This window comes from Acinetobacter sp. 228 (assembly GCF_048147885.1).
Map to the genome: position 1 here is coordinate 1 of NZ_JAYWYV010000092.1, position 2,027 is coordinate 2,027.

2 protein-coding genes are annotated in these 2,027 nt (G+C 40.0%); one reads left to right on the forward strand and one right to left on the reverse strand.

Going from position 1 to position 2,027, the window contains the following annotated elements; translation table 11 throughout:
* Positions 1–41 precede the first annotated feature (41 nt).
* Complete coding sequence (locus tag VXQ92_RS16160) at positions 42–1,220, reverse strand: YbfB/YjiJ family MFS transporter (protein WP_416682518.1); 1,179 nt, start codon at positions 1,218–1,220, stop codon at positions 42–44.
* 96 nt (positions 1,221–1,316) lie between these two features.
* Between VXQ92_RS16160 and VXQ92_RS16165 the strand changes: the two genes are divergently transcribed.
* Positions 1,317–2,027 (forward strand): LysR family transcriptional regulator (locus VXQ92_RS16165; protein ID WP_416682517.1); only part of this gene is annotated, 711 nt, incomplete at its 3' end.

Consider the following 2,027-nt stretch of genomic DNA (forward strand, 5'->3'; position numbering starts at 1 on the left):
ACGAACGAACGCAACTAGAAATACAGGAAAGAGCAGAGTTTTCATGATTTGGTTTCTCCGAGAGTGGTGGGTATGGAAGAACGGGTGCGAACTAAAAGGATTAAAGCGAATAGCAAAACAATGCCACCCATTAAGAACAGGTGTGCATAAGACCAATGCAAGTGATGTAAAGTACTAATAACAACGCCACCTAATAACTGAGTGCTGGCAAACCCAATGGTGGCAAGGCTCCAGATTTTTTGATAACGCTGTTCATAAATCTGTAGCAGGCTATAAGAGCTAATAAATACGGTGGCAGGTGTGAGTAAACCTGTAAGAAAGGACGATAAAGTGAGCAAAGCAGTAGCATGTGAAAAAAAAGGTAGGGCAACTGCCAAGCAATAGACACCGTATAGACATTTAATTGCCTGCAAATATCCAATAAGGCGGCTTAAACAATACGCCACAAAGGCGCCAATACAACTTCCAACCCCATAAAGAACCCAAAATAAGTTTCGTTGTTGCAATGGAAAATGTAGGGTTCCCGATAAATAGTCCATCCAAAACAAAGAGTGAGGGATATATGCAAAAGCACTGCACATATAAGCAATAATAATGACCAGTCCTAAACGTGAATGTTTGAAGTTTTGAGGAGCTTGATTGGCCGTTTGAACGGACTCGGTAGGTGGGTGCCTTAATAACTGAAAAAGTACCAAACTGCCAATAATGGAAATGGGGGCAAAAATTTCCCAGACATATTGAACAGGCATATTTTTAAGTGCAGGAATAATGAGAGTGGCAGATAACACGCCTGCGCCAATACCACTAAACCCTAAAAAATTGACTTTGAGCCTTTGGCTAATTGCAATATTTTTCATGGCAAAGCTGGGCGCTAAAATCATGAGTAGGCCACCTGCGATACCTGAAATGGTGCGCCAGAGAATAAACCAAGCCAAAGGCATGTGTATAAAAGAACAGCAGAGTAGGCTTAAGTTACCTAAAACCGCCGAAGTTATAATCAAAGCGGGTATAGATTTTTCTTTAATGCTAAACAGTGCCAATAATGCGCCAACCAGATAGCCCAATAAATTTGCACTTCCTAAATAGCTTGCAAAATCATGAGTCCATCCATATTGCACAATCATAATAGGCATGAGTACGGTATAGGAAAATCTAAAAATACCAATTCCTAGGCAAGTCGCTAAAAAGACAAGCAGGCTCATTCGATAGAACGTAGACATGAGAAATCTCTCAATTTTTTTATTATTAAAAGCGAGTTTATTTATCATTAGAAATGATTTAATATGATATTAATTATCTTGTTTTGAGATAGTGGCATGTTGCTTAAGTCTTTAGAGTTTTTTTTAGCGGTTGCAGAGAGTGGAAGTTTTTCATTGGCTGCACAAAAAATGTGTACGGTTCAATCCAATATCACGAGCCACGTGAAAAAGCTTGAAGAAGAGTTAGGTGTGATTTTATTAAATCGTCATAACCCCGTTACATTAACCAATGCAGGACACCAGCTACATAGTTATGCTGTGCAAATGATCGCACTGCATAATAAAGCGAAGACAATCTTCCGAGAAGGTGATATTGACCCGAATGAAACTATTCGTTTGGGCAGTATGGAAACGACAGCAGCAATACGACTTCCTCAATTGCTTAATGAATGTATGCAGCAACATCCGAATCTGCCGCTTGAACTTCAAACTCACCCGACAGGATATTTGTTAAATGCTGTGCAACAAGGAGAAGTCGATTGTGCTTTTGTCGCTTCTAAATATGTGATTCCAGAGCTATATAGTTTTCCGGTGTGGCAAGAACAACTGGTTTTGGTTTGCCCAAAACAACAAATTGATTTTCCCGACATTGCCACCCTCGCAAAGACTCGTTTTATTGCATTTCGACAAGGATGTTCCTATCGGCATGCAATTGAGTTGTTTTTAAATGATCACAGTGTGCCACCTTCGCAAATTATGGAAATGGGCAGTCTGGATGGCATTGTAAGCTGTGTGGAATTAGGTGTCGGTTTTGCTTTATTGCCAAAG

Bases quoted from the DNA above. Each gene is read 5' to 3' on its own strand.
- VXQ92_RS16160 (WP_416682518.1), bottom strand. From the start codon at position 1,220: ATGTCTACGTTCTATCGAATGAGCCTGCTTGTCTTTTTAGCGACTTGC.